22 protein-coding genes are annotated in these 25696 nt (G+C 35.9%); 20 read left to right on the plus strand and 2 right to left on the minus strand.

Annotation, left to right across the window (positions count from 1 at the left end; genetic code table 11):
- Window positions 1–180 precede the first annotated feature (180 nt).
- The 14 genes from WQ54_RS20485 (at window position 181) to WQ54_RS20545 (ending at window position 16300) form a co-directional block, all read left to right on the plus strand.
- The gene (locus tag WQ54_RS20485; protein ID WP_046586833.1) at window positions 181–1011 is read left to right on the plus strand and encodes a sugar phosphate isomerase/epimerase; all 831 of its coding nucleotides are present in this window, start codon (window positions 181–183) and stop codon (window positions 1009–1011) included.
- A 299-nt stretch (window positions 1012–1310) separates the two neighbouring features.
- Window positions 1311–1559 carry an HPr family phosphocarrier protein gene (locus tag WQ54_RS20490; protein WP_046586834.1) on the plus strand — a complete coding sequence of 83 codons (249 nt, stop codon included), beginning with the start codon at window positions 1311–1313 and terminating at the stop codon, window positions 1557–1559.
- Between the two features lie 793 nt (window positions 1560–2352).
- Window positions 2353–3831 (plus strand): Lsa family ABC-F type ribosomal protection protein, encoded by a 1479-nt coding sequence (locus WQ54_RS20495; protein WP_046586836.1) that lies wholly within the window; start codon window positions 2353–2355, stop codon window positions 3829–3831.
- 543 nt (window positions 3832–4374) lie between these two features.
- Complete coding sequence (locus tag WQ54_RS20500) at window positions 4375–4554, plus strand: hypothetical protein (protein ID WP_046586838.1); 180 nt, start codon at window positions 4375–4377, stop codon at window positions 4552–4554.
- A 262-nt stretch (window positions 4555–4816) separates the two neighbouring features.
- Window positions 4817–4924 carry a hypothetical protein gene (locus WQ54_RS35700; protein WP_369094759.1) on the plus strand — a complete coding sequence of 36 codons (108 nt, stop codon included), beginning with the start codon at window positions 4817–4819 and terminating at the stop codon, window positions 4922–4924.
- A 193-nt stretch (window positions 4925–5117) separates the two neighbouring features.
- The gene (locus tag WQ54_RS20505; protein ID WP_046586840.1) at window positions 5118–6506 is read left to right on the plus strand and encodes a PLP-dependent aminotransferase family protein; all 1389 of its coding nucleotides are present in this window, start codon (window positions 5118–5120) and stop codon (window positions 6504–6506) included.
- A 271-nt stretch (window positions 6507–6777) separates the two neighbouring features.
- Window positions 6778–8109 (plus strand): MFS transporter, encoded by a 1332-nt coding sequence (locus WQ54_RS20510; RefSeq protein WP_046586842.1) that lies wholly within the window; start codon window positions 6778–6780, stop codon window positions 8107–8109.
- 76 nt (window positions 8110–8185) lie between these two features.
- Window positions 8186–9388 (plus strand): PLP-dependent aminotransferase family protein, encoded by a 1203-nt coding sequence (locus WQ54_RS20515; protein WP_046586844.1) that lies wholly within the window; start codon window positions 8186–8188, stop codon window positions 9386–9388.
- Window positions 9389–10194: 806 nt separating this feature from the next.
- A complete protein-coding gene (locus tag WQ54_RS20520) occupies window positions 10195–10965 on the plus strand; it encodes an SDR family NAD(P)-dependent oxidoreductase (RefSeq protein WP_046586846.1) in 771 nt (256 codons plus the stop codon).
- A gap of 298 nt (window positions 10966–11263) precedes the next feature.
- The gene (locus tag WQ54_RS20525; RefSeq protein WP_046586847.1) at window positions 11264–11935 is read left to right on the plus strand and encodes a metalloregulator ArsR/SmtB family transcription factor; all 672 of its coding nucleotides are present in this window, start codon (window positions 11264–11266) and stop codon (window positions 11933–11935) included.
- Window positions 11936–12321: 386 nt separating this feature from the next.
- Window positions 12322–12984: a carboxymuconolactone decarboxylase family protein gene (locus WQ54_RS20530; protein WP_046586849.1), complete on the plus strand. Its 663-nt coding sequence runs from the start codon at window positions 12322–12324 to the stop codon at window positions 12982–12984.
- A gap of 79 nt (window positions 12985–13063) precedes the next feature.
- On the plus strand, window positions 13064–14173 hold the full coding sequence (locus WQ54_RS20535; protein ID WP_046586850.1) for an FAD-dependent oxidoreductase: 1110 nt from the start codon (window positions 13064–13066) through the stop codon (window positions 14171–14173).
- 46 nt (window positions 14174–14219) lie between these two features.
- On the plus strand, window positions 14220–15182 hold the full coding sequence (locus WQ54_RS20540) for a zinc-binding dehydrogenase (RefSeq protein ID WP_084822212.1): 963 nt from the start codon (window positions 14220–14222) through the stop codon (window positions 15180–15182).
- Between the two features lie 722 nt (window positions 15183–15904).
- Entirely contained in the window at window positions 15905–16300 is a 396-nt protein-coding gene (locus WQ54_RS20545; RefSeq protein ID WP_046586852.1) for a hypothetical protein, read from the plus strand.
- Window positions 16301–16371: 71 nt separating this feature from the next.
- Here the strand turns inward: WQ54_RS20545 and WQ54_RS20550 are convergent, their stop codons facing one another.
- Window positions 16372–17733 carry an MATE family efflux transporter gene (locus WQ54_RS20550; protein ID WP_046586854.1) on the minus strand — a complete coding sequence of 454 codons (1362 nt, stop codon included), beginning with the start codon at window positions 17731–17733 and terminating at the stop codon, window positions 16372–16374.
- A gap of 427 nt (window positions 17734–18160) precedes the next feature.
- Between WQ54_RS20550 and WQ54_RS20560 the strand changes: the two genes are divergently transcribed.
- From WQ54_RS20560 to WQ54_RS20575, 4 genes are all read left to right on the plus strand, one after another.
- Window positions 18161–19555: a sulfatase gene (locus WQ54_RS20560; protein WP_052737888.1), complete on the plus strand. Its 1395-nt coding sequence runs from the start codon at window positions 18161–18163 to the stop codon at window positions 19553–19555.
- A gap of 259 nt (window positions 19556–19814) precedes the next feature.
- Window positions 19815–21314: an ABC transporter substrate-binding protein gene (locus tag WQ54_RS20565; RefSeq protein ID WP_197089637.1), complete on the plus strand. Its 1500-nt coding sequence runs from the start codon at window positions 19815–19817 to the stop codon at window positions 21312–21314.
- Between the two features lie 111 nt (window positions 21315–21425).
- Window positions 21426–22373, plus strand: a complete 948-nt coding sequence (locus tag WQ54_RS20570) for a carbohydrate ABC transporter permease (protein ID WP_052737889.1) — start codon at window positions 21426–21428, stop codon at window positions 22371–22373.
- Window positions 22374–22392: 19 nt separating this feature from the next.
- On the plus strand, window positions 22393–23220 hold the full coding sequence (locus WQ54_RS20575) for a carbohydrate ABC transporter permease (protein ID WP_046586862.1): 828 nt from the start codon (window positions 22393–22395) through the stop codon (window positions 23218–23220).
- 59 nt (window positions 23221–23279) lie between these two features.
- Here the strand turns inward: WQ54_RS20575 and WQ54_RS20580 are convergent, their stop codons facing one another.
- Complete coding sequence (locus tag WQ54_RS20580) at window positions 23280–24086, minus strand: phytanoyl-CoA dioxygenase family protein (RefSeq protein WP_046586864.1); 807 nt, start codon at window positions 24084–24086, stop codon at window positions 23280–23282.
- A 112-nt stretch (window positions 24087–24198) separates the two neighbouring features.
- Between WQ54_RS20580 and WQ54_RS20585 the strand changes: the two genes are divergently transcribed.
- Together WQ54_RS20585 and WQ54_RS20590 are read left to right on the plus strand one after the other, a co-directional pair.
- Complete coding sequence (locus WQ54_RS20585) at window positions 24199–25098, plus strand: AraC family transcriptional regulator (protein ID WP_046586866.1); 900 nt, start codon at window positions 24199–24201, stop codon at window positions 25096–25098.
- A 212-nt stretch (window positions 25099–25310) separates the two neighbouring features.
- A complete protein-coding gene (locus WQ54_RS20590; protein WP_046586868.1) occupies window positions 25311–25679 on the plus strand; it encodes a sensory rhodopsin transducer in 369 nt (122 codons plus the stop codon).
- Window positions 25680–25696 lie beyond the last annotated feature (17 nt).

Below are 25696 nucleotides of genomic sequence, written 5' to 3' on the forward strand. Positions count from 1 at the left end.
AAATGGTGAAAAATTTCTTTTGAAAAATTGAATAAAATCTCTATAGTAAAGGTTGTCTCAAAATGGCCTTAAACTGAGACAATCTTTTTTCATTTGCTCGTTTTTCTTTTTGAGAGAAAAGAAGGAACAACCGTTAGATCTGTTGAATTTACATATAACGTTAAAAAGGAGGTTAGCAACATGCCGCATCTATCTCTAACAACTTGGAGTCTTCATAGAGAACTTGGTCCATTAAAATGGACATACTGGGATGAAAACGAAAGCATTCAAAAAACTAGAATTGAAGAACAACCTGAAAATATGGCCCTTTTGGATTTACCTCATGAATTATCGAAGCAAAATTTTCGTTCATTAGAAATATGCCATTTCCATTTTCCGAGCACAGAACCTGAATATTTACATAAGCTTAATGATGTCCTTGCGAAATCTGGTATTACTTTTCAATGTCTGTTAGTTGACTATGGAGATATTAGCAATGCAGATTCTCAAAGACGAAGCTCTGATATTGAATTTATTAAAAAATGGATTGATGTCGCTGCAATTGCAGGGGCAAAAAGTGTCCGTGTCATTGCAGGTGAGGCGAATCCACATAACAAAGAAGCGATCCAACTCGCAAAGAATGGTTTTCAACAACTTGCAGAATACGCTAAACCTAAAGGAATAATGATTGTAACCGAAAACTTTAAACAACTTGCTTCCACAAAAGAAAATTGTCTGGAACTTCTCAACTCAAATAAAGAGCAGCTTGGATTAACAGTGGATTTTGGGAATTTTTCACCCCAAGAGAAATATCACTCTATTGAAACCCTTATGCCTTATGCAGAATCTGTTCATGCAAAAGCGAATTATGACAAGTCAGGGCAAATTGATGAATCCGAATACAAAAAATCGTTAGACTTGGTAGCATCCAGTGGTTACAAAGGCCCGATTACATTAGTTTATGATGGTCCGGGGAGTTTATGGGATGGAATCAACAGAATCAAGGCGATTGCTGAGCAATATTGCCACTAAAAATGAGAGAGGCTCTTCAAAAAGTGTGAACTTTTGAAGCAGCCTCTTTTTTTATAAACAATAACTGCTAGAATGTAATGTTTTGTCACGGAAATTTTCCTTCTAAATAAAATGTACGTCATGAAACATAACAAAAAAATAGCCATTGGTAAAATTTTTCTGTAAGCTAAAAATACAATAAATGATGTCATATGGAGCTTGCAAAATAATGTCCCTCATTTCAACTCTTAACACAAAAATATTTTCCTTTTTTAATTGCTCCATATGAAATTTTAAAAATTAACGTAGGAGGGATTAATTTGATTGCAGCTGTAAATTGTTTACTGAATAAAAAAATCGATCACAAAAAAATTATTCGAATTGTTTCTAAAGCAAACCAATTTGATAGCTATATCTTAATTGAGTTTGGAAAGAAGACATTAAATGCTAAAAGCTATTTAAGCACTAGCGAGCTTCATGATTTTTTAGGAAGCCTTAAATTATATGCAAAAGGACATGATTCCAAGCTGGCTATTGAGGCATTACAAACCACTTTGGCAGACCAATAGGGAATAGACAATTAATTGGTGAAGCACTTCTGTCAAAATGGCAGGAGGCTTTTTTATCTTTAACTATGTTACTTAATTTGAACGAACATAATAAAGATATAAGACGGAATAGCGGAACAGGATAGGTATTAAATGGTGTACCATGTGCAAGTAATCCATGGAATTGTAAAATAGTGTATTCAAAGAAAGGTTGAACACGAACACCAAAAATCACCTTAAAAGGGGATATGCAAAAGAAATACTTTCGTGTTATCCTTGAATAAGAAAAGCGAGCAGAGAAAGATAAAGCCTTTGTTCTCGAGTTGAAAAAAGCAGCGTCAATTGAAACGTATTTATAAATTTCCCTTTTCTAAAAGAACGTAGGGCATATTTTTATAAACAAAATAAAAGGACTGAACTTATAATAATGATTCACTAATCCATAACCTATTTAATTAAATAGTTTCAAACATTAAGGAATAGGATTAGTCTGATCATTTTTATAATTCAATTGTGAAACCTAATGTGCTAAATGGTATTGGTATATTAGGGGCTTTTAAATATGAGATATGATTAATCCTTCCAAATTTTTTGGAAGGATATTTATTTTCTTTTATAAAAGAATATAATTCATAAACCTTTAACTGCATTCTAATGAAAAGGAGAGATAACATGTCTTTAGAATTGGATGTTACACATGAATTGCTCCGTATAAGTCGTTATACTCCATCAAACTTATACGGAGTAAAGTAAACGAGATGGATATACCGACTTTGTATTTAAAGAAAGCATGAAATACAAAGGAGGAATTAATATGTCAATGATACAAGTTCGAAATTTAACTTTCTCTTATCCGAGTAGTTTTGATAATATTTTTGAAAAAGTAAGCTTTCAGATTGATACAGATTGGAAGCTAGGTTTCATAGGCAGAAACGGCCGAGGGAAAACAACTTTTTTTAATTTATTATTAGGGAAATACGAATACAGCGGTAAAATTATATCTTCGGTTGATTTTAATTATTTCCCTTTTCCAGTAAAAGATAAAAGTAAGTATACTCATGAAATTCTAGAAGAAATATGCCCTCAAGCAGAAGATTGGGAATTTCTTCGAGAAATAGCTTACTTAAATGTCGATGCGGAAGCAATGTACCGTCCATTTGAAACCTTATCAAACGGTGAACAAACAAAAGTACTACTTGCCGCTTTATTTTTAAACGAAGGACAATTTTTATTAATTGATGAACCAACGAATCATTTAGACACTGAAGCTCGTAAGATGGTCTCAAATTATTTGAGGAAGAAGAAAGGATTTATTTTAATTTCTCATGACCGTAACTTTTTAGATGGTTGCGTTGATCATATCTTGTCAATAAATAGAGCAAATATAGAAGTTCAAAGTGGAAATTATTCTACTTGGAAAATGAATTTTGACCGCCAACAGGAACATGAAGAAGCAACAAATGAACGTCTACAAAAGGATATTGGAAGGTTAAAACAAGCTTCAAAACGTTCAGCAGGTTGGTCTAATCAAGTCGAAGCTACTAAAAATGGAACAACGAATTCAGGTTCTAAATTGGATAAAGGTTTTGTAGGGCATAAAGCTGCAAAAATGATGAAACGCTCTAAAAACCTTGAGGCTAGACAGCAAAAAGCGATTGAAGAAAAATCGAAGCTTTTAAAAAACGTTGAAAAAACGGAATCCTTACAGTTAGAACCATTGGAATTTAAATCTAAGATGCTCATTCAATTAACTGATGTGTCTGTAACATATGATGGTCAAATTATTAACAAACCAATAAGTTTTAATGTTGAACAAGGAGATAGAATTGTACTTGATGGTAAGAACGGCAGTGGAAAAAGTAGTATTTTAAAATTAATCTTAGGCAATCCAATTCAGCATACAGGTACGCTAAATACAAGTTCAAATCTCATAATTTCTTATGTTCAACAAGATACCTCTCATTTAAAGGGGATGCTAACTGATTTTATCGAGGAATATCAGATTGATGAAACGTTATTTAAGTCGATTTTAAGAAAAATGGATTTTGATCGAATACAGTTTGAAAAAGATATATCCTATTATTCAGGTGGACAGAAGAAAAAGTTACTTATCGCTAAGAGTTTATGTGAAAATGCTCACCTATATATTTGGGATGAACCATTAAATTTTATTGATATATACTCTCGTATGCAAATTGAAGAGCTTATCCAAACATTTAATCCCACTATGGTTTTTGTAGAACATGATCATACTTTCCAAAAGACAATTGCTACAAAAACAATAAAAATCTAACAAAAAAGCAAGGGTATAGAAGGAACCTCGTACCCTTCTGGATTTTCTTCAACTAACTGGTGGGTTGCTTCTATCATGGAGGATCGGTTTTTTATTACACGAACGAAGCAGTTTACTTAAGACGGGAAAAGTTATTTTGAATTTAGAATGTTGATGGCGGAGAGGCAACATTCCAACCCCCTGATAATTTTTTCTATGCAGACAAGATAATTTGAGAGTGTTATGACCCAAGTTTTTATATTATTTCACTGAATGCTTCAACTCTTTGAATAGAAGAGTTGGAGCTTTTTATATGTTGAGAGTAAATGTTCAAATCCTACTTGTCAGGTATGTTAAATTCGTATAACTATCTGTTATTACCTATGCATTTGTTAATTTACCTTACGAATCTGCAGTCCTATTGTAAATGCAGATACAATAAAGTAAACAAATCTAAACAAACTAAGAAAGAAGGAATTTATATGAAGGGAGAATTGAAAAAAGTCTCTTAATTTTTTGGTCTTTTTCATGATAGGACCTGTTACTTCTAGTGGTGGTTATGTCATGGTTCCATTAATTAAAAAAGAAGTGGTTCATAAAAAAATGGGTGAAAAGTTAGAATCTCAAAGATGTTTTTGCCATTACAGGGACAATACAGGTGCTATAGCAGTAAATGCAGCCATCCTTATCAGCCATCTGGTTAAAGTGGAGTTATTGCTGCAACATTACCTCCTACATTTTTGATTAAACTTATATCTTGGGGTGCTTTCTAACTTTTAAGAAAACCCATATGTTGAATTAGAATTCTTAGGTAGCCGAGCAACTTTCGCTTTGTTTGTGTATGTTGAGTTAAAAATTGCATTAATTGATAAGGCACCGTTTTCTTTAGCACTTTGCATGGTTATTGCTTGGTGGAGGCTATGCAATGCTTCCTTAGAAAATGAGGGTAACAAGTAAGGGATGGATCACAACAACAGTTTTTAATGATGCGGTTAATTTAGCAGGCATGACACCAGGATTAATTGCTTCTAAGATTCCAACAATCGTAGGTTTTAAGGCAGCAGGGTTGCCAAGAGCTAATATCTCCTCTATTGACATGAGTTTACCCTCCTAGCCTTTCACAGTTTCTATCTTGAAGAGTAAATTCATTCTATCCAAATACTTAGTTTTAGCTTTTGTTATTTTCGAAACCATTAAGTAAAAACAATCGCTACTTTGAAATTCATTAAGGGCATTAATATTAAAGAAAATTATAATTGTTTTATAAACCACACAATCATATAATTGTATGAAAAAGGATGCGTATTATGCCGATTAATTCTTTTGAAAACTATCCGATGAGCTGGAAACCATCGATTGATAAAACGAAAAAGCCAATTTATCAAGCAATCGCAGGGCAATTGGAACAGGATATTTTAAACGGAGTTTTATTACCAGGAACAAAACTTCCCCCACAGCGAGAACTGGCCGATTATTTAGATTTAAATCTGAGTACCATTTCAAAAGCGTTTAAAGTGTGTGAGTTAAAGGGGTTGTTAAGTGCATCGGTAGGAAGTGGGACATTTGTATCGTATGATGCGTTATCGAATGCATATTTACTTGAAGATACAAAGCCAAAGCAATTAATTGAAATGGGGGCAACACTTCCAGATAATGCTTCTTATGAGCCATTGCTGCTGCAACTAAAAAGTATGCTGCAAGAGCCAGATTATGAAAGATGGTTTGGTTATGGTCGGGCAGGTGAAAGCCTTTGGCTGAAGGATGCGGCAATAAAGTTAATCCGAAGAGGTGGTTTTGAAACAACCGTTGATCACATTTTATTTGCTAATGGGGGCCAAAATGCGATGGCTGCAACACTAGCAAGTCTTTGTAAGCCTGGAGACCGTATTGGTGCTAATGATCATACATACCCTGGTTTAAAAACTGTTGCAGCGATGCTTAGTGTGAAAATAGTACCGATAAAATCAGAGAACAATGAAATGAGTCCAGCTGCCTTTGAATATGCGTGTAAAAATGACAATATAAAAGGTATTTACTTGATTCCAGATTATCATAACCCTACAGCTTCTTGTATGTCTGTTGAGAATCGCAAATCGATTGCAGCAATTGCCAAAAAGTATAATCAGTTCATTATTGAAGATGCGACGTATCATCTACTCAACGAAAAACCACTTCCAGCAGTTGCAGCATTTGCACCTGAACAGGTTATCTATATTGCGAGTTTATCGAAATCAATAGCACCGGGGTTACGATTAGCCTATGTTGCAGTACCGAGTCGATTTAAGGAGCCTATTTCAAAGGCACTTTATAATCTAAATATATCCGTTTCCCAATTACTAGCAGAACTGGCTGCACGTACGATTGTTTCCAATCAATTTGAAACGATCATTGATGTTCATCGGGAACAAACCAGTCGAAGAAATCAAGTGGTAAATCGATATTTGGCAGACTATAGCTGTTTAGGTTCTGATACAGGTATCTTTCGCTGGTTACTATTACCAGGCAAAATCTCAGGCGCTGAATTTGAAAGATTAGCTGCAAAACATGGGGTACAAGTGTATGCGGCAGAACGTTTTGTCGTTGGAAATAGTTGTCCAGAGCGGGCTGTAAGGGTTGCTGTCTGTGCACCAGAAACGCTTGAGGAGCTTGAGCAAGGATTGATGATCCTTAAGCGTTTACTAAACGATCTTACCTAATATTATTTTCCGTATATTTACAATGTTGTTTTCCATACAATTATAGAATTGTATGGTTTTTTTGTGTGCTACCATATTTAGAGATTACAATGGTTATTGTCGGATGGAAGTCTCACTTCATAACAATAATGGTTATTTTTTCAAAGATTGTTAAAAAATTGTTTGCCATACAATTATAATATTGTGTGGCTTTTTTAATAGTGATAAGATGTTTAAAATCTAGTTGAAGGATTAAATAAAATAAAATTAATTTTCTAGAAAGGTAGGTTAGATCGTGTTACAAGGTAGCGTAAAAAAGTCAGATGTTCAATCAGATTGGTTACAAGTCTACATTCGTTCCTCAGAAAAACAAAAACAACTATATAAAAGAACATTAATAGTTGTGATCATTTCCCAAATCTTTGGAGGTGCAGGACTTGCAGCAGGAATAACAGTGGGGGCACTTTTAGCCCAAGACATGTTAGGTACAGATAGTGTAACAGGAATTCCTACGACATTATTCACTTTAGGGTCAGCAGGGGCTGCACTGCTTGTGGGACGTCTTTCTCAGCGATTTGGACGTCGTTCCGGACTTGCGACAGGATTTTTGGCTGGAGGCATTGGTGCCATTGGCGTAGTCATTTCAGCATTAACAAATAGCATTCTCCTTTTATTTATTTCACTGCTTATCTATGGAGCTGGATCAGCAACAAACTTACAAGCACGCTACGCAGGAACTGACTTGGCAAACTCCACACAAAGGGCAAAGGCTATTAGTATGGCTATGGTTTCCACCACATTCGGTGCAGTTGCAGGCCCAAACCTGGTGGATGTAATGGGTGGGTTTGCCAAATCCATAGGAATTCCTTCTTTAGCTGGTCCATTTATATTAGCTGCCACAGCTTATATACTTGCTGGTTTGGTTCTGTTAATTTTTCTTCGTCCTGATCCCTTTATTGTTGCAAAAGCAATATCAGATACTCAAAGTAAAAACAGCCTATTAGAAGAAAAATCTACTATGTTATCAATAAACAGACGAGGAATTTTTGCAGGTGCATCAGTAATGGTTCTTACTCAATTTGTAATGACGGCAATTATGACGATGACACCTATTCATATGGGACACCATGGACATGGTTTGAATGAAGTAGGGCTTGTTATTGGATTTCATATTGGTGCTATGTTTTTGCCTTCATTAGTAACTGGTTTTCTTGTTGATAAAATTGGCCGTTCTGCTATGGCCATTGCTTCAGCTGTTACGCTACTTGCTTCAGGCATTTTAGCTGCTATGGGACCTGCTGATTCGATGGTCGTCCTCATTACAGCACTTGTTTTACTTGGGCTTGGCTGGAATTTTGGTTTAATTAGCGGCACAGCAATCCTAGTTGATGCAACTCCGCCATCTACTAGGGCTAAGACGCAGGGTTCTGTCGATGTTTGGATTGCTTTGTCAGGAGCATTAGGTGGAGGCTTATCAGGAATCGTTGTAGCACATTCTAGTTATGGAGCACTTTCCATTGCTGGTGCTGTACTCTCATTACTGCTTATTCCAATTATTATTTATGCCACTAGAAAAAAGACTAGGATTGAAAAAATAGAAGTAACTGAAAATTCGACATTTTAATAGAGTAAGGGCAGCCTACTAAACTTATAAAATAAATTCTAAACAGTATAAAAAATAAAAAAAGGAAGGTTTATATATGGAAAATAAATTTGCTGAGAGAGCTCGTTTCATAAAATCTTCTGAGACAAGAGAAATACTAAAAGTAACAGAAAGACCAGAAATCATCTCATTTGCGGGAGGACTGCCAGCTCCAGAGTTGTTTCCTGTAGAAGCACTTAAGGAAGTATGTAATGCTGTATTGAATGAAGAAGGTGCGGCTTCTCTTCAATATAGTACGACAGAAGGATATATTCCATTAAGAGAAGCTATTTGTCAAAGGATGAAAAGTATTGGAATAAACTCTACTATAGAAAATGTTCTTATTACATCAGGATCCCAGCAAGCAATAGACCTTACAGGAAGATTATTTATCAATGAGGGAGATACGATTATTTGTGAAAGCCCAACCTACCTTGCAGCAATTAACGCATTCAAGTCATATAATGCCAAATTTGTTGAAGTAGCTATGGATGATGATGGAATGGTGATGGAAGAGCTAGAGAAAAAACTTCAAGAGCATCCTAACACAAAACTTATCTATACAATTCCAGATTTCCAAAACCCTACAGGCCGCACACTAAAACTCGAAAGACGGATAAGAATGATTGAGCTTGCTAATCAATATGATGTGCTGATTGTAGAGGATAATCCTTATGGAACTGTAAGGTTTGCCGGTGAGGAACTCCCGCCCGTGAAACATTTTGACACAGAGAGTCGAGTCATTTATATAAGCACTTTCTCGAAAATTTTTTCTCCCGGTCTTCGGCTTGGATGGATTTGTGCAGACAAATCTTTCATTCATAAATACGTTGCTTTTAAGCAAACAGCTGACTTACATACTGACAGCTTTGCTCAAAGAATGGCAGCGAAGTATATGGAAATTTATGATATCGAAGAGCATATTAAGAAAATCAAAGCTGTTTATAAAGAAAGATGTACAACTATGTTAACTTGTATTGAAGAATTTTTCCCAAAGAATTTGTCTTACAGTAAGCCAGAAGGCGGATTATTTATTTGGGTTGAGCTTTCTGAGGGCGTTGATTCAACGCATATATTTAACGAGTGCTTGAAAAATAATGTTGCTTGTGTTCCTGGTGCGCCATTTTTTCCAAATGGTACACAAAAAAGTACATTTCGTTTAAATTACTCAAACATGTCTAACGAGAAAATCATTGAAGGTATGAAGCGTATGGGAGAAGTATTGCATCGCGAATTAGAAAAAGAAACAACTCTTTTATAATTCAGAGTTGTCAGTTTGATCGAGAAAGACACCCCAGAGAAATAATGTCTTGTGCTCCAGTTTTATATGTTATATCCATTTCCTTATGTTGATTATTGTTCGCCATATAACTTAATAACTCAATGTTGCAAAGCGATTGCTTATAGAATCGCTTTTTTGTGTTTTATCGTAATCATTATTATAACATCTACATCTTATAAGCCTTTGTGGTTTTTTATTTAGTTAGATAGTTATAGACGTTAATACTTTTTCCTTTATTAAAAGACAACTTTTTATTTGGGTTGACGAAAAGCATTTTTAATTGTATTATTCAATTAATCAATTGATTATTATATTTATGATAATTAGTTGTATCTCATTAATAATAGTAGAAAAATAGAGGAGGTTATTTCTATAGGGGCAATAAAAAAACTGATAAAAGAGACATTTCAAAACCAGGTTCAGGCGTGACATTGGATGATTTCCGGGCTCCTTGGTGCGGGGCCATGTAAAGTTCAATTCCAATTGTAGAAGAAATAAGCTTTATTCTTATTAGGTAAATAAATTTGATAGACTAGTTGGAATTCTTATGCTCTTATTCAATTAATCAATTGAATAATTAGATTTGAATCACATGAATTTTTCAAGATGAACATAGGGCTGTCTAATCACAAATTGGAAATAAATGTTTTAAATTAAATCAACCTTTAGTAGGTAGTTAATAGAGTTACCTATTGTAAATGAATTAGTAATTGGTAACTAAAAACAGTAAATAATGTGATTGATGCATCAACTGAACGAAATAATAAAAATGGAGATGAATGATAATGAGATTTGAAAACAAAACTGTAATCGTAACTGGTGGAGGTACCGGGATTGGGAAAGCCACTGCAAAAAGGTTTTTTGAAGAAGGAGCAAATGTGGTTATTAATGGACGCAGAGAAAATGTGTTAAAGGAAACGGCTTTAGAAATTGACCCAACTGGCAAAAAAGTTTTATATGTAGCCGGTGACATCAGTAAAAAAGAAACTTCGGAGAATTTGGTTGAAAAAGCAGTAGAAGTGTTTGGTGGTGTAGATATATTAGTTAATAATACAGGGAAATTTAATCCAACACCATTCCTTGACCACACAGAGGACGATCTACAATCCTATTTAGATACAATCGTTAAAGGAACATTCTATCCTTCTCAAGCAGTTATCCCAGAAATGAAAAAACGTGGGGGTGGAGCAATTGTAAATACTGGTTCTATGTGGGCAATTCAAGCAGTGGAAGCAACTCCTTCATCTGCATACTCTGCTGCAATGGCAGGTAGACATGCGTTAACAAGAAATTTAGCCGTAGAATTTGCTGGTGATCACATTCGAGTAAATGCAGTAGCACCTGCAGTTGTTGAAACACCAATTTATAATACTTTTATGTCAGAAGAACAGGTAGCAGAAGTATTACCAACTTTTAATGCGTTTCATCCTATTGGGCGCAATGGTACTCCAGACGATGTAGCAAATGCAGTTTTATTCCTTGCGGATGATTCATCGTCATGGATTACAGGTGTTATTATGCCACTTGATGGTGGAGTTACAGCTAGATTAAGATAATGATAAAAAAGGAGCAATCATAAAAAAGTGGTAATAAGTTTTCTACATTTTAATCAGTACCCTTGTATCTAACCATAATAATTTAGAAACAGTAATATCAATGGATCTATATTGTAAACGATGATATTGTTAATTCCGGCTAACCTGCATAAGGAAAGCAATCTCTATAATCATTTCTTTAACACATAGCTTTCTCTTGCAGATGAGTATGAGCAAATAAAATTATTATTTTGTTATTTTTACTTCAACTATAGTATCATCAACAATGTAAATAATTGAATAATAAAGGATGATTAGTATGGAAGAGCTCATTTCTTCTGCAAAAGATTATAAAGATGAATTGTATAAACAACTAGCAAGAATTGGAAAATGTTTATCGAGTGACAAACGCCTTGAGATATTAAATTTACTGGCTCAAGGTCCAAAAACAGTTGAAAAGTTGACGCAGGATACAGGTATGAATTTGGCTAATGTTTCTCGTCATCTTCAAGTTCTAAATGATTCAAGGTTAGTTAAGTTTACTAAAAAGGGAACATATGCTATTTATTCATTGGCTGATCCATCTGTTGTTGAGTTATTATTTTCCTTATGGCATATTGGGGAAAATCAACTTTCAGATATCACTAGGATTAAAGAAGATTTCTTAGGTGGTATGGAAGGTTTATATACACTTACGATGGATCAAGTGTACGAAAAGTTAAATAGCGGAGATGTTGTCCTCCTAGACTTGCGTCCAGCAGAAGAATATAACGCTGGGCATATAGAAGGTGCGGTCTCTGTTCCTATGGAAAAGTTAGATTTATATCTTCAACAATTACAGAGAGATAAAGAAGTTGTAGCTTATTGTAGAGGGCAGTTCTGTGCTTTTTCTGCTATTGCTGCGCAAAAAATGAAAGAGCAAGGGTTTATGGCTTACCGTATGGCAGAAAGTATTCATGAATGGCAGAAGTATCTGGAACAAAAACATTAATAGATATTTCATGACTACATGCACTATAGCTTATGAACTTTCATATGCTTTCAATTTGTATTTTATTGATTTTACAAAAAACATTGCAAATTGTATTCACAACTTGGGTAATAGCGAGTCTCGATACACGATAAAGACAAAAATATTGCTTTATAATGTCAGTAAGAATGGACAAAGTAATAAATAATGCATTTTTAGTAGTTTATATTTGAAAAGACAAATTTTATAATACATTTTATCATCGATGTGATTTATAAAATGTGCTACCTTTCTTACTGACATGCATTTTTCATTTATAAATTTTTAAAGTTTATTATAAATCTTTTTGTACTGACCGGTAGGTAGATAATTTTCTGAATATTTAGATAAAGGCAGAAGAAATGATAATGAATAAAGATAGTCTGTATAAAAAATCAAATATTAAACGTTTAGGTGAATTTAGTAAATTGTCTCCTGATGTATTTCAAGCTTTTGTAACCTTTGACAAGAAGGCGCTTGGTGAGGGGAAATTAAGCTCGAAGTTAAAAGAGCTTATTGCAATAGCTGTAGCACATACAACAGGGTGTCCTTATTGTATAGAACTTCATGTCAAGCAGGCAAAAAACAAGGAAGCATCAAAAGAGGAAATGGCTGAAGCAGTGATGATTGCCACTGCCCTTAAGGCAGGTTCGGCACTTGCTCATGGAGTTAACGCTCTTAATGCTTATGATAAAACTGATGATGATGAATTGTATAGAGCAGCTTATTTTAATCGATTAAAAGAATTTTCTCAGTTAAACGGAGACACTTTTAAAGCATTTATTGCATTTGATCAACAAGCAATGAAAGCAGGAGAACTTACTGTTAAGGAAAAAGAGCTTATCGCAATAGCCGTAGCACATACAACAGGGTGTCCTTATTGCATCGATATTCACACTAAAGGAGCTAAAAAAGCAAAAGCGACGAAGGAAGAAGTAGCTGAATCTATAATGGTTGCTACTGCACTAAAAGCAGGATCTGCCCTTGCACATGGAGTAAATGCATTAATTGCATTCGATGAGTCAATTTAACTGGCTAATACTAAGAGGAAGAACTCTTTCGTAAGCACATTTAGAAAGCCTACACACACGATAAGAAGGAGGTAAGAATATGAACAATCCTGTAGTTATTGTTGGCGCTGGTTTAAGTGGTCTTCATGCTGCGTCTCTGCTTACTGAACAAGGCATCAAATGTAGGGTGCTGGAGGCTAGAGATAGGATTGGAGGAAGAGTATTGAGCACTCTAAGTCCAAACAGGCCTGACTTGGGTAAATTTGATCTCGGGCCTACATGGTTCTGGCCTCAGTATGAGAGGACGATTGCTAATCTTGTCAAAAAACTGAATGTAGGAACTTTTGACCAGTACACCGAAGGCGCAATGCTTTCAGAGCGATACCACAAGGAACCGCCAGAGCGTTATGTACTACCAGAAAACTCTGTTGCAAGGTCGGTGCGATTCAGAGGAGGTGTGCAATCCCTTATCGATGCTGTTGCAAATACTCTTCCGCCAGGCATAGTTGAGCTAGAAACGCGAGTAACAGCAATTCGACTAGATAAGGCTGGTGCTATCACACTTGAAGCAGGCCGTGCTGATGGAAAGATAGAAAAAGTTCCTGCAAGTGCTGTAATCCTTGCATTGCCGCCGCGAATTGCGGCGCGTCATATTGAATTCTCTCCTTCTCTCCCTACAGATCTTATGACTGATCTTGTAAACAAACCGACATGGATGGCGGGACAGGCCAAGGCAGTTGCCATCTATGATCGTCCCTTTTGGAGGAAATCAGGACTCTCTGGATTCGTATCGAGCTGGGTTGGACCCTTGCAGGAAATCCACGATGCTTCTCCTGAAATAGGTTCTGGTGCATTATTTGGTTTCTTCGGAATGCCAGCAAAAATGCGCCGAGAACTGGGAGAAGATAAGGTTTTAGAATTGGTCATTGACCAATTGGTCAGGCTTTTTGGCCCCTCGGCTCAAAACGTACGTGCGATCCTTTACAAGGATTGGGCCAATGATTCCGAAACAGCTGTTGAGGAAGATCTGGATCCGCTTAGAGATTTTCCGAGTTATGGTCAACCACCAATCGCAGGGGGATGGGAAAGGAAAATGTTTTTTTCTGGTTCAGAGACGAATTCACAATTTGGCGGACATCTTGAAGGTGCACTTCAGTCAGCTGAACAGGCAGTTTTTGAAATCATTCATTTAAATAATAAGCCTTTATGACACATATTTTCAATACTATTAAATAATGATGTGGAGGCAGGATATGATGAAAATGATGAAAGCTATGCAAATTTCGTCCAAGGGAGAAAAGATGAAACTAGTAGAGATTCCGGTGCCCCAGCCGGGAGAAGGACAAGTGCTGATTCGCGTAGAAGCATGCGGAGTATGTAACGGAGATTCGGGGACCATTAAAGGGGGAGCTCCAGAATATCCCCGCATTCCTGGTCATGAAGTCATTGGTATCGTTGAAAAACTTGGCACTGGTTCGACGAAATGGAAAATTGGTGAACGTGTCGGCATTGGATATCATGGAGGGGACAACCATGTAACAGGTCTGACAATGGACGGTGGTTACGCTGAATATATGGTGGCCTATGAGGATCGTTTGTCAAGCATTCCTCATGAATTATCTTCTTTAGAAGCAGCACCACTTATGTGTGCGGGTGAAACAACGTATAGTGCGCTAAGAAACAGCAAAGCTCGGCCTGGCGATCTTGTAGCCATCCAAGGCATTGGCGGACTTGGACACCTAGCTGTTCAGTACGCAAAGAAAGCAGGATATCGCACCGTTGCCATTTCACGCGGTAGTGATAAAGAAGAATTGGTACGTCAACTTGGGGCACATCACTATATTGATTCAGAAAAAGTAGATCCAGCTATAGAATTACAGGCATTAGGCGGAGCCAAAGTAATCCTTGCTACTGCGCCAAACGCCAAAGCGATTTCTTCACTGATTAATGGGCTTGGTTCAGACAGTGAACTAATTATTGTAGCCGGTTCTGGTGAGCAATTGGAATTATCAGCAATGGACTTTTTAAGAGGACCGAAAACGGTTAGGGGTTCGTTTACAGGACAAGCAAAAGAAATCAAAGAAGCCGTTAACTATAGTGTTCTAACTGATGTACGGCCAATGATTGAAACGTTTCCTCTAGAACGTGCTAGTGAAGCATACGATAAAATGATGGCAGCATCGACTCGGTTTCGTGCTGTTCTGAATATTTCTGATTGAACTTTTAAATATAACCTCAACATCATATAAAAAGCCTTTTTTTCTTAAGTTCTATAGTTTCATCTTGACTATATTGATATTTTTTGTAGAGAAATTTCTGCGATAATTGTTTAAGTAACGTGGACAATGCACTTGAATTAGCTTCACAACTTTGTATAGAAGTAACCCGCCATTGTTTCTGTTTAAAAGTGTTATCGATATCAATGCCAGATTAAATAAAAAAATCCTGACAAAATACTCTGGGTCGTTTGTTAGCAGAATGGGCCACATGCTGTCAAACCGACCTTCTTTTGTTTAAAACTCCCGTTAAGATGTACGGGAGTTTTTGTTCTGTATAAGTTTTGGGTAAATAACTTGGAAGTAATGTTCAAAATCAACATCTAACCATTTAGTACAATGATATATCAATAAAATTGAAGTTAAAATTAAATTATAAGCTCATAATGAGCAAATTCATTTAAAGTAATTTCCAGTCGATAAAAACAAAAAGAAAAATTCGGATTTCGTAATGGTTATGATTTTCTAATGAAGGAAACAGATCCAAACCTAGTGAAATTTGAAAAAGATCCAATAATCCATTGAAGTGAGTCTTCTAAATATACAAAAAATGGGTGTGGGCTATTAAAAAAATCTTACTAGAAGCTGTCATTTATAATGGGTAAGTTTAAAAAATCGTCAAAACGAGAAAAATGATAAAAAGAATCCAAAAAGAGGTGGTCTTCATGTCGATTTTTTATTCAGTGGAAGTCGGTGATCCGATTCAAAATGTAGTTATTGAGAATACTAATACCTATTTTAACAACATATACGATGCATTAATAGATGGATTGCATAAAGTCGAAAGATTAGAAGAAATTCATGGGAAGGAAATCACCTTTTCTGAAAAAGAACCAATTACAAAAGGAACTAAGGAGCATTCCCTGCATATTTGGCGAGGTTATTTAGATGGGGTAACAGATCCTTTTTATGTTCAGTTGAATATTGAACAAGAGGATAACGGAAAAATAATTGCCGACCCTAATATTCCAACTACAAAACTAAATAATGACCAAATGACTTTTATTTTAGAGCTCGAAGGGTTATTAAATAGGGCGGATGAAGATGGCGGATTGTTTTAATTGCTGCGTATACAATAAAACAAGCTGAGTCGAATAGATTCAGCTTGTTTTGTTTGAAAAATAGGTTCAAATCAACTGACACTTTCCTGTATTTCATTACCGGAGGTTTTTAGTTTAATAATACTCCAGTCCTGACGGTAAAATCGGATCATGACCGCAACACCAAAAAAGGTTAAATAAGTATATAAAGAAATCCACGCCCCGACGCTTGAAAGCTCTAGGACAAAGGTTAGAACATAGCTAAGCGGTATAAACAATAACCAACCTAAAATGAGAGATGTTTTTAATAAGAAGGACGTATCTCCGATTCCTCTCAGCCCTCCGGCATAAAAGTTTAGTAACCCATCAAACAACTGTAAAAAGGAAGAAATCATGATCAATTTGGATGCAAGCACGTAAACAGAAACATCATCGGTATAGATTTTTGCGATGGGTTCAGCAAGTATATATTGGATAATCCCCAAAATAAAAAGAAAGATACATCCCAAGATGGCTGTGTTTGTACCAGCTTTTCTGCCTTCCAAAGGTTTACCTTTTCCTATTTCCTGCCCTACAAGAATCGTTGCTGTTGAACCAAATGCAAATGCAGGCATAAATCCTAGGCTCATCACGCTTAAGGCGACTTCATTTGCAGCTAATGCATTTGTGCCCAGCCTAGTTACAAATGCCGTAAATACAAACATTGCCATACTCATTGAAAACTCCTGGACACCTAGCTTAGAACTTTCCCCAAATATGAGTTTTGATTCGGACTTGTTAAACGGTACAATTTTACGGGTAGCAAACCTTGAATGTAGGCGGAAAAAATACACATAAGCACATAGCAAAAATATAACAACTTCACCGATTAAGAACGCAAGCCCTGCGCCATCAAGGCCGATTTCCGGCAGACCAAAATGTCCGTATGTTAACCCGTAAGTAAGAAAAATCATGATCAAGTTTCCGATAACCGAGCTGATCATCGGCGTTTTTGTGTCGCCAATTCCCCTGAAAAAGCCATGAAAAACAAAGATGAAAATGGAAAACATCATCGCAAAAAATCGAATCTGTAAATAATTTTTTCCTTGCTCGATCATCTCAGTAGAGCTGCCCATGACTCTAAAGATATCGCCGGGAAATAGCAAGCCAACGACGAAAATGAATAGTGATGCGATCATACAAAGATAAAAAGCAATGTACGTTCGCTCAACCCCTTTTTTTATATTTTTAGAGCCGTAGTTTTGTGCAACTAAATAATTAACTGTATGACCTATGCCAGAAAAAATCGCCCAAGCATTGTACATGATAATATTCGAAACACCAACAATGGCGATTGCAAGTGCCCCGAGTTGACCAACCATGATAAGGTTAATCGTACCAGTAAGTGTCATGGAAGCGAAGGAGGCAATTGAAGGAATGGCAAGCAGTAATATTTTTTTCCAGTCTTTTAACATCGTAGCATCCCCTCATTCTGACGAAAACTTAATATGGAAAAATGTTTGTAATGGTTCTTATACAAATTGGCTGAAAGTTTACTCAGTAATCATTATTTTAATGACTATTTTTTTACTTGTCTATCATTATTTTGTAAACGATAACAAAGTTATTTTGTCGCAGATTAATAATCATGAAAAAAACACTAATAAATGGGTAAGGAAATAATGCCGTATTACCTGAGGGATTCCTATTTGGCTTGATCAACCAATAACATGTCCGAAATGACCATGATTTCATATTGATGATAACCGTATGATTAAACATAAGGAAAGCTAAAGAATTTATGATGAAAAATTGCTATGTTAAGACAATTTGTTGATTTCGTTGTTTTGTTGATTGAAGCGGAAATCAATAGACCATTAACAAAGTCTAAGGGGGGGAAGAATGATGAAAATCATTTTTATTTCATTAGATACACTTCGTGCAAGACGGCTGGGCTGTTATGGATATCAACTACAGACAAGTCCGTATTTGGACAAGATTGCGAGTCAAGGTGCATTATTTGAAAATGCTTACGCATCTGATATCCCAACAGAGGTTGCTCATACGAGTATTTTTACAGGAAAAGTGGGCCTAACAACTGGTGTTGTATCACATGGTTCACCATCTAGTTATTTAAAAAAAGAAATAGCTTGGCTTCCAGACATTCTTAGAAGAGCAGGGTTTACCACAGCCGCAGTAGATAATTTATATCATTTAAAAGAATGGTTTGCGAGAGGTTATCAGTATTACATGAATACGATTGGAAAAACAAGATGGATTGATGGTCAGACAATCAATGATCTTGCAATGCCCTGGATTAGGGAACATAAAGATGAGGATTTCTTTCTCTTTCTTCATTATTGGGATCCTCATACACCATACTTACCACCTGAAAAACATATTCCCTTATTTTATGATGCCGGTAAAAACCCTTATGATCCATTAAATAAAAGTATGGAGCCTGCACTCAATCATCCCGCCTATCCATTTTTTAAGTATCATCATTATGATCTGCTTGGCAATATAACAGATACTGATTATGTAAGCGCTTTATACGATGCGGAAATTCGGTATTTAGATGATTTGCTTGAAGAATTAGATGAATTTTTGTTGAATCAAGGTATTCGGGATGAGACAATGCTGGTTTTATTTGGGGACCATGGAGAAAGCTTAACAGAGCATGATATTTATTGGGATCATTGCGGACTTTATGAGTCTACGGTACACATACCGCTGATAATTCGCTGGCCTGGCATGATTTCAGAAGGTGTAAGACCAACTGGATTAGTTCAACATGCCGATTTAATGCCGACCATTTTAGAAGCCATTGGCCTTAAGTTACCCGAGGGTCTTGATGGGAAAAGCTTATGGCCCTTAATGGAAGGAAAAAAGACCCAGCATCACTCTGAGATATACTTAAGCGAATGTGCATGGCAGGCAGCAAGAGGGATCAGAACAACAAGATATAAGTATATTGAAACCTACGATTCAGGACCTTTTACGAGACCTGTTTCAGAGCTTTATGATTTGTATAACGATCCAAATGAAGAAAGGAATCTATCTGCTCTTTTGCTAGGGGAGGTTGAAATATATAAACACAAATTAGCGAATTGGGTTGACGCAAAGCTTGGAGGTCACGAAGATCCCATGAAGGTGGTGTTACGAAAAGAGGGACTTCCTTTTAAAAGAAGGATAGAAAAAATTCTATCGGAATATGAGCTAACATGGGATGATTGGAAGTCAAACCCTAAACGAGAGAGGATTGATTTTAAAAATTCAAATGCGCAAGCGACTTGAACAGTTCCGACAAGCATAAACCAAATTGGAATAGAAGGTGTTTTTTGCCTTAAAACCCAATTTGGTTTTTACCTCAAAAGGCAAGGGACTGGATGTCAAAGCGCTCTACAATAGAATGATTTTATTATTTTTTAAAATTACAAAGTTCCTTTTTTATTTATGTAAAGGTCCTCAGGTTGAAGTAGTAGTAATATCTTACTTCTGGAATATCCTTGTATCATTTTTTTCTAAACTTTCAAATTTAATAGGGGGTATTGTCGTGAAGAGTTTTAAGAAAATTTGGCTTGTATCATTGATTACGGTTTTTATTTCTTCGTTGCTTACCGGCTGTATTGTGCCAAGCTCTTCTCCTGAAGAAACTGGTCAGTCTAATGAAGAATTTAAAGGAACAATTAAAATGTATGCAGGAACCTATAGTCCAAACCGTGTATTAAATGCAAACCAAAAACCTGCAACAGTATTAAAGAAGCTGGCTGAAGAGTATGAGGAAAAAACAGGTATCAAAATTGAATTTATTAAAGGCCTGCCTGCAGACCAAGATTACATGACCTGGGTACGGACGAAAGCATCTGGCGGACAGCTGCCTGATATCATTTGGTCCCAATGGTATGATGCAAATACGGCATTGGCTAAAGGCACTTTGAGCGATTTATCAAAATACTTGGACAAGCCCAATCCATACGCGGACAATAAAGCATGGAATGAATTATTAAATCGGCAAATCATTTCTGACACAAAATCAGCTGATGGAAGTACCTATGTTATCAACGGGGATTATGTTGGTACAGCTACTTATTACAATGCAGAAGCATTCAAAAAAGCTGGTATTAAGGAAATGCCTAAAACCTGGTCAGAGTTTATTGAAGTATGTCAGAAATTAAAGGATGCTGGGTATATTCCGTTTGCATGGAATCTTGCATCAACTCCTACTGGTACAGACCGTATTACATGGCTTACTCGACTGTTTTTTACAAACTTCTTTGCGGATGAATATGATGATTTAAGATATACAGGGAATGAGGGAATTACCAATCAGGATCAAGTAATTGCCATTAAAAAGGGTGTATTTGGTTCTGAAAATGAAAAGTGGATGGCGATTTGGCCTATTCTAAAAGATTTTTCATCGTATTGGCAGCCTGACTTTACTGGCGGGGATTCAAATGGACAAGGCACAATGCTTGCGTTTTTAACTGGGGAAGTAGGAATGTATTTTGATGGTTCCTGGGCATCACAGCAAATCAAATCAGCAAATCCTGATTTTGAATGGTCATCCTTTAAGAATCCATTTCCAGATACGGCTACATCAGAATTTGCTACTGACTTTGATTCGTCAGCAGCGATCGGAGGTCCTAGTGCTGCATTCCAATATGCCGTTCCATCAAAACAGGCAAACAATTCATTAACACCTGCTAAGGAAAAGGCGATTGTGGATTGGTTAATGTATATCACAACACCAGAGCATAATGAAGAAATAGTCAATGAACTAGGGGAAAATGTTCCTACAGTTGCAGGTACAAAACCGATTGAAGAGTTAAGCGAATTATCAGATCTTGCAAACAAACCACTGCAAAGCGTTTTTGGAGGGATAAACCTAGAAAAGAAAGAACTTGATGCTATTTATCGAGCCTTCCAAAGTTATATTTTAGGTGAAACCTCCTTGGAAGAATTTGCTAAGGTGGCAGATACTGAGATGGAAAAAACGGCTGATTCATTAATACAACAAAATAACTGGGATTTATCAGAATATCTCGATGAATAGGGATACGATACTGGTTTAATAGTAGGGGCTTATAAGGTAAGTTAGTTTAGGAATATCCCTTATGCTTAAATCTTATAAGCCTGCTTTCTTATTAGAAAGGAGAGGAGAAACATGCCTGATACAGTCCAGCAAATTGAAAATAGGAGCATTTTAAAGAAAAATAAAAAATCTGGAAAATTGCGATATAACTGGAAGTCTGGCTACGGAATGCTGATTCCATCTTTTATTCTCTTAATCACATTTATGTACTATCCGGCATTAATTGCCATTGGTTTTTCATTTACAAACTGGGATGGATTTAATCAGCCACAATTTACAGGCTTCCAAAATTATATTCGTTTATTTAAAGATGAGATCTTTTTAATCTCGATGAAAAATGTTGGTGTATGGACGGTGATAAAGGTCATCGTGGAATTATTGGTGCCCTTGATTGTAGCAGTAATGATTTTCCATTTAAAAAGCAAACGTATGCAATATATTTACAGGGTACTATTTGTGATACCTGTAGTCGTACCGGGAATTGTCATGTTTATGATCTGGAGTTTTATGTATGATCCAAATGTTGGAGTGCTTAATACATTATTGAAAACATTGGGTCTGGAAGGGATGATTCAAAATTGGCTTGGTGATCCAAATATTGCTTTATATGCATTAATGTTTGTTGGGTTCCCTTTTGTTGTGCCTTTTAATCTCCTTATTTTTTATGCGGGGCTTCAATCAATTTCAGAAAGTGTATATGAATCTGCCAAGCTTGATGGGATTACAAGGATAAGGAGATTCTTTCAAATTGAAATTCCATTAGTAATGGGACAAGTTAAATTGATTTTAATATTAACAGTTATTCAGCTGCTTCAAAATGTAACACTGCCATTGGTAATGACAAATGGAGGTCCTGGATATTCCTCATACGTGCCTGGCTTATATATGTATTTCCTTGCTTTCCAAAACGGAGAATTTGGATTAGGAATGGCCGTTTCAATGATTATATTTGTTATAGTTCTCTTTTTAACTTGGATTCAAATGAAATATATCAATCCTAGTACTGAATACAAAGCATAATATTTGAAAGGAGAAAACCATGCTAAAAACAATAAGGCAGGATCTATGGAGTCATCTTTTCCTCATTTTTTTAGCTTTTATTTCGCTCTACCCATTTTTTTATATGATCATCACCTCTTTTAAAACAAATGGCCAATTTTATAGCAACTTCTTTGGCATCACATTTCCCCTGCACTTTGAAAATTATGCAACCGCATGGGAAGCAATCGGAGGATACATCTTCAATTCCGTTCTTATAGGGCTAGTTAGCGTAATTATCATTATTGCCACTTCTGCCTTAGCAGGATATTCATTCGCCCGTCTGCGGTATAAAGGGAAAAACTTCCTTTATATGTCTGTTGTTGCTTTATTAATGATCCCAGGTTTATTAACGTTAATTCCGCTTTTCTTGTTAGTAAAGAGTTTTGCTTTATTAGATTCCTATATTGGTTTAATCATTGCCTTTGCTGCCGGAGGTCAAGCTTTTACAATCTTTGTTTTCCGGCAATCCTTTGCATCATTGCCAGAAGAATTATTTGAGGCAGCAAGAATTGATGGATGTGGGGAGCTTCGTGTATTTTGGCAAATCGTCCTTCCATTATCAAAGCCTATAATCGGAACGATGGCTATCTGGAATTTACTTTCGATCTGGAACGAATATATGATGCCTCTTGTCTTAATGAGTAATCCCGATAAATTTCCGATTACGGTTGGACTTATCCAATTTGAAAGCCAATTTGTTTCACAAACTCTTTATGGGCCAATGTTTGCGGGCTATACAATTGCATCATTGCCATTATTAATTTTGTTCTTATTTACGATGCGTTTGTTCATGAAGGGCTTAACTTCCGGCGCTGTAAAAATATAAGAACTTCATAACTAAAATAAAAAGGGCGCAATCACAAGATCATCTTGCGCCTAATTTTTTTATCTTCTGTAGGCTAAAAGAGGGAACAACCCATTTTGTAATTTTTCATCTTTTGTCAGGTTTAAAGGATCTGTAATGACATGTGATTTACCATTGTAAGTTGTTCCATCTGGAATGTAAATAATAACAAGTGCTCTTCTCGGTTTATCCGTTTTATTTGCATGTGCGAAGTGAAATGTCAACCCATTATGGACTGTGCAGCTGCCTGCTTTCATTCTAACAATAACAGGCGTTTTTTCATGGAATCCGGCATGTTCTGCATATTCGAAAAGATCTTCAGGCTCTACTAGATTAATAGGTTTTAGCTGTCCGGCTTCATTGGATCGTGGGAGGAACATCATACATCCATTGCTTTCATCTACATCATCCAATGCTATCCAGATCGAGAGTGTTTGCTTATTATGTGCTTTATTAAACGGCCAGTAGGGAAAATCTTGATGCCATGGAGTTGGTTTAGAATCTCCAGGCATTTTTAATAACACATGATCATGAAAAAGACGAATGCCATCTGCTTCGCTTAATTGCAGAGCTATGTTTGCAAAACGTTGATCTGATATATATCTCGCTATACCAGCATGATCCCGCCATGTATTTACTCTTTGATTAAGAACTTTGTAATAAGCTCCACCTGCTGTATCCGTTTGAATAGATCGGCCATTTTTATCTTCCATTACTTCATCAATGAACGTTCTAAGTTCAGAAAGCTCTTCTGGATTTAATACATTGTCGATTAGCACAAACCCATTTTTTTTGTAAAATGTCATTTTTTCTTCTGATAGAAGTTGTATGTCTGTTAATTGTTCCATGCTGACCTCCTATTGGTTAGATTTTAATAGTATTGTAGTATGTTTTATCAGTGAGTTCTTGGCAAATATCCTTTAGTTTTTGGATAATATCCTAGAAATAAGGAGGAAACCAATGATTCATTTGCTTTCAACAGATTTTTTTAAAAGTGAGGAGTTTATGTTCTATATCCGCCCTTTTACAATCAACAACAATGAAAAAATAGACTTGCATTCTCATGAATTCTACGAAATGGTTTATGTGCTTCAGGGAAGCGGCATCCATTTTTATGAAGATAAAATATGTGAAATTAATGAGGGGGATATATTTATTATTGAACCAGAAAAAGTTCATGGTTACGAGGTAGGAGAGGATACATGTTTAAAAGTTTATAATATTCTTTTTCAGAGGAAACTGCTAAAAAAAGAAATAGAATCTTTTTCACATTTGCCGTCATTTTTATCATATTTTTATGTAGAGCCCTTCTTAAAAGAGTCAGCTCATTTTAAGGATCATTTAATTTTAACGGAATACCAACAAACAGAAGTAAGGATGATTCTGCAAAAAATAGTGCTTGAATTCAATCGAAAAGAAGAAGGTTATCAAATACTTATAAAAACAATGCTTTTAGAGTTATTTATTTTATTAAGTCGCTACTGTGAAAAAACAACAAATCAATGGATGTTTCATTATTCGGAAAATTCACAAAGAATTGATCTAATATGTGAGTTTATTGCATGTCATTATAATCATCCGTTAACTCTTGAACAAGTAAGCAGGTTATCGGGAATGAGCAAAGCGAATTTCACCGCAAAATTTAAACAGATAATTGGTCAGACTTTTATTGAATATCGAAATAGAATTCGCATTAATATAGCAAAAGAGTTGCTAGTGAGTACGGATGAAAAAATCATTTTCATTGCAAGCGAAGTGGGCTTTGAGGATATTAGCCATTTTTATCGAACATTTAAGGAGATAACTAAAACGTCGCCGTCAAAGTACCGGAAAAAGTATAAGACCAGAAGGCTGAATTAAGTCGTATTATTTTATTTGTGACATAAAAGAAAAGGATAGAATCAAAGGTTGAATTTAAAATGGCCAGAATGACCATTTATTTTGGCGGAATGGGCTATGATGAACAGGCATGAATTAGCTATCATTTAATTAATTCAACTATGAAAAACGTATTCTCTTAACAAAAGCAGTTCCTTTTTTAATCTGAAAATACGGGGAAGGGAGATGTGGATTTGATAGGAAAACAGACTTGGATTATCCCAGATGGTTTTCTTCAACCGAAAAGCATAGGGGATCAAATCAGTCATGAGGCAGTTTGCGTGTTGAATTTAACGGATCATCATGCAGAAATAAAACTTACATTCTATTTTGAAGACCGAGATCCTATGGCCTCCTTTGTAACTGAATGCGGGTCAAATAGGACGCATCATATCAGGCTGGATAAAATTAGAGACCAAGAAGGAAATGAAGTTCCTAGAAACGTTCCATATGCCATCAAAGTTGATAGCAATGTGCCAATAATCGTTCAGCACAGCAGATTGGATACATCACAAGAAGCGCTTGCTCTTTTTACAACAATGGCTTATCCACTAGAAATCTAGTTAGTCATTTTAATAGA

The sequence above is a fragment of the Bacillus sp. SA1-12 genome (assembly GCF_000981385.1).
GTDB lineage: Bacteria > Bacillota > Bacilli > Bacillales > Bacillaceae > Metabacillus.